We start from the raw sequence: 3968 nt of genomic DNA on the forward strand, positions 1-3968 counted from the left end.
CACCCAGGTGGCTGAAGCCGGCAAGACCATGGATGAGATCGTCGACAGCGTCACGCCCGTGACCGACATCATGGCCGAGATCACTGCAGCCAGCCAGGAGCAGACCTCAGGCATTGAGCAGATCAACCAGGCGATCACGCAGATGGACCAGGTGACGCAGCAAAACGCCGCGCTGGTGGAGGAAGCTGCCGCAGCAGCCGGCTCGCTGCAAGAACAGGCCAGCAACCTGTCTGAGGTCGTCAGCGTCTTCAAACTCGATAACGACCAAGGGAATCATGTGGCCGCGCCCCAGCGCACGGCGACCAGCAAGCCGCGCCCTGCGCCCAAGCAACCACCCCGCGCCAAACAGGCCATTGCCGCGCCGCAACGCCAGCAGCTGGCGGGCGCGCCGGCTGCTGGCGGCGACTGGGAAACGTTCTAAAAAAGCGTAGGTCGGGTTAGCGCAGCGTAACCCGACATCCCCGGGGCGCAATTGGCGGGATTGCTGACGGCCTTGTTTGGCATGGTGGTGGGGTCGCTACTGCCACAAACGCTGGGAAATACAAAAGGGGAGGTGCATCACTACCCCGACAGTGGGTTGCATGCCCTGATTCTCGCCGGGCCAGACTCCTATTGCACAATCACGTTACCAAGAGTAAACAAATGAATCCTTCCACGTTGATCGGCATGGTTGCCAGCTTTTTATTGCTGGCAATCGTGCTATTTTTTTCCGCCGATGATCCCCGCCTGTATGTGGACTGGCCAAGCCTGGGTATTGTGCTCGGTGGCACCCTGGCGGCGACATTTCTGAGCTACCCGCTCAAGGAGGTGTTCAGGGTGTTTGGCCTGATCGCCACGGTGATGCGCAACGAGCGCCTGTACGCCGAGAATGACATCGATGAATTGGTCCGTATTTCAAAGCTGTGGATGACGGGTGACCTGCATGCTGTGGAGCGGGCTTTGGAGAATGTGACCAACCCGTTTTTACGCACAGGGGTGCAGTTGGTGATTGACCAGACAAGGGAGGAAGACATCCTGGACTTGATGCAATGGCGCATCTTGCATCTGCGCTCTTGCGAGGCCGCCGAGGCGCAATTGTTTCGTGTGATGGCGGGCTTTGCGCCGGCCTTTGGCATGCTGGGTACCCTGGTAGGCCTCGTCAATCTGATGAGTTTGCTGGGTGGTGGTGACATCGGTGCGATCGGTCGCCAATTGGCGGTGGGGCTGATGAGCACTTTTTACGGTATTTTGCTTGCCAACCTGGTTTTCAAGCCGGTGGCAGTCAAGCTTGAGCGCCGCACCGAGGCGCGGGTTGTATTGATGAACATGGTGTTGCAAGGCATCTCGATGATGTGCGAGAGGCGCAACCCGACGCTCATGCGCGAGACGCTCAAGTCCTTCGTTGCCCACTATCAGGACGAAATTTTTGATGGTCGCGCGCCGGGTAAAAACGGTGAGGAACGGGTGCCGGCGCCGGCGCCGCAGTCCAATGTCTGATCATGATCGGGCAAAGGATGACGGAGCCATCGATTCATCGCAGTCCAAGACGCTGCCTCCAAACGGCCCTTCGCCAGCGTCTGCGCCGCGAAGGGCACTCAAGAGTGGCCGCTTTGCGCGCTGGCATCTCGAACCCGCGATCGTGCCTGATGAAGATGGTTGGCTCCTGACTTATCTTGATCTCATCACTTTGCTGTTGACCATGATGGTGCTGATGCTGTCATTCGCCGGCCCCGGCAAGCATGGCGCTCCTGTCAGTGCAGCGACCGGGGCAGCGCCCTTGGCGGTCGCCAAGCCAGAACCTGAACCCGATCCCTTGGCCGGTTTGCTGCTGGATAACCTGGGCAAGAATATCGAGGTGGTCGTGAACAAGGGAACGGTCAGCTTTCGCATTAGCAGCGAGGTTCTGTTCAATTCGGGCGAGGCCAACCTGAGCGCCCCGGGGCTGGCCGTGATGGGCCGCCTGGTGCCGGTTCTTGACCGCGGGGCTGGATACCGCGTCGTGGTGGAGGGGCATACGGACAACGTGCCGATCCAGACAGAACGCTTTCCGTCCAATTGGGAGCTGTCCACGGGCCGGGCTGCCAGCGTGGTTCGGTATCTGCAAAGCCAGGGTATCAAACCTGCACGCATGCGTGCGACCGGCTACGCCGACACCCGGCCCGTCGCGTCCAATGGCACCCCGCAAGGCAGGGCCGCCAACCGGCATGTGGAAGTGACACTGGAGGCGTCAAAGTAAAAGTATGAAACGCCATGTCATGCGCTTTTGCCATCTCTCGCTCAGCGCCTCTTGCATGTTCGCTTTTTCTTCTTCCCGTACTCGGCCTGGGAAAAACTGACTTGGGTCTGTGGGGTGGGATTCAACTTGGCTCTACGTTGTCGGCTCTTTATTCATAACGTCTGAGCATTACAAATAGTTGGCAAACTCAAGCGAATAAATCTGCGTTTCCCTAAAGTTTTTCCCTATCTTGCCGATAAACAAACGCTGGCATCTCAACAGCATTTATTTTTCAGGCCCGGCGTGTGCTGGTGCCTAGCTGGGCATGTCCCCACCATCGTTTCAAGGAGTGCGCATGCACGCAACAACAAGCAAACCCAACCCGGCCACAGCAGCCGGGACGCCCGCCGGCGCTTCCACCGCCAGGGCGCTGGAGTTTCTGGCCTTCACGCTGGGCCAGGAAGAGTACGGCATCGATATCCAGAAAGTGCAGGAGCTGCGGGGTTACGACACGGTGACCCGCATTGCCAATGCGCCAGAGCACATCAAGGGCGTGGTGAACCTGCGCGGCATCATCGTTCCCATCATCGATATGCGGATCAAGTTCAATCTGGGAACGCCCACCTACGACCAGTTCACGGTGGTGATCATCCTGAACATGGCCAGCCGGGTCATGGGCATGGTGGTGGACAGCGTCTCGGACGTGATCACCTTGACGCCAGATCAAATCAAGCCCGCGCCGGAGATGGGGTCGGTGCTGGACACCGATTACCTGATCGGCTTGGGAACGCTGGATGACCGCATGCTGATCCTGGTCGATATCGACAAGCTGATGTCGAGCCCCGAGATGGGACTGATTAAAGAAATGACTTTTTGACCGATTTGTTTTGGCCCGGATGCATTGCACTAAAACCAACAAACTACCTATTTACCTCACTATGAAACTTACTTTTCGAACCAAACTTTTTCTTCCGCTAGCTATCAGCTGGGTTTGCTTGCTTTCGGTAATGACATTAAATGTCATGCAAAACAGAACCCTCCGGCTGGAAGAACGCAAAGTACAGTTAAGTAATGCCGCCGACATGGCTCAATCCGTCGCAAAAGAATATGGCGATTTAGCGGCATCAGGCGCAATGCCTGAAGCAGAGGCCAAAAAGCAGGCGTTGTCTCGAATCAAAGCACTACGGTATGGTAAATCTGGTTACCTCACTGTGCTTGATTCCCATACAGTCCTGATGCATCCGATTAAGCCAGAATTGGTCGGCACAAACGTGTCGGATTTCAAAGACCCGCAAGGCACGCTGGTCTATATCGACGCGCTAAAACAAGTCAAAGCAAATGGTGGTGGCTTCACGGAGTATCTATGGGCCAAACCTGGAGAACAACAGCCAGAACTAAAACTTGCTTACAACTTGGGGTACACGCCATGGGACTGGACGTTCATGACTGGCTTATACGTCGATGACGTAAACAGTGCGTTTCTCAAGGACCTGTGGCAGTCGGCAGCCTTGCTCGCATTTGTCGGAATTGCGTTGAGCTGCGTGGTTTTTCTGATAATCCGCAGCATCGAAAAGTCAATCGGCGGTGACCCGGACTATGCGAAGGAAATTGCCGAAAGTATTGCAGCGGGCGACCTGACTTTATCCGTCCAGGTGAAACCGAACGATGCCGGCAGCATGGTCTTGTCCATGAAAACCATGCAAGAACGCCTGGCTACGACGATCGGCACGATCAAAAAATCAGCCAATGAAATCGCCACCGCCTCCAGCCAGAT

General features: G+C 56.5%; 5 protein-coding genes. All 5 read left to right on the top strand.

Annotated features, from left to right (window positions below):
* Positions 1 to 421 (top strand): methyl-accepting chemotaxis protein (locus B3F77_RS07290; protein ID WP_293604318.1); only part of this gene is annotated, 421 nt, incomplete at its 5' end.
* Between the two features lie 221 nt (positions 422 to 642).
* The gene (locus tag B3F77_RS07295) at positions 643 to 1476 is read left to right on the top strand and encodes a motility protein A (protein WP_293604319.1); all 834 of its coding nucleotides are present in this window, start codon (positions 643 to 645) and stop codon (positions 1474 to 1476) included.
* A 142-nt stretch (positions 1477 to 1618) separates the two neighbouring features.
* Positions 1619 to 2215 (top strand): OmpA/MotB family protein, encoded by a 597-nt coding sequence (locus B3F77_RS07300; RefSeq protein WP_293604320.1) that lies wholly within the window; start codon positions 1619 to 1621, stop codon positions 2213 to 2215.
* Between the two features lie 334 nt (positions 2216 to 2549).
* Complete coding sequence (locus B3F77_RS07305) at positions 2550 to 3071, top strand: chemotaxis protein CheW (RefSeq protein WP_293604321.1); 522 nt, start codon at positions 2550 to 2552, stop codon at positions 3069 to 3071.
* Positions 3072 to 3132: 61 nt separating this feature from the next.
* Positions 3133 to 3968, top strand: an 836-nt coding sequence (locus tag B3F77_RS07310; protein WP_293604322.1) for a cache domain-containing protein, incomplete at its 3' end; no start/stop codon positions are given.

Origin of the sequence: Polaromonas sp. UBA4122 (assembly GCA_002381615.1) — a bacterium.
GTDB lineage: Bacteria > Pseudomonadota > Gammaproteobacteria > Burkholderiales > Burkholderiaceae_C > Polaromonas.

Bases quoted from the DNA above. Each gene is read 5' to 3' on its own strand.
- B3F77_RS07305 (WP_293604321.1), top strand. From the start codon at position 2,550: ATGCACGCAACAACAAGCAAACCCAACCCGGCCACAGCAGCCGGGACG.
- B3F77_RS07295 (WP_293604319.1), top strand. From the start codon at position 643: ATGAATCCTTCCACGTTGATCGGCATGGTTGCCAGCTTTTTATTGCTG.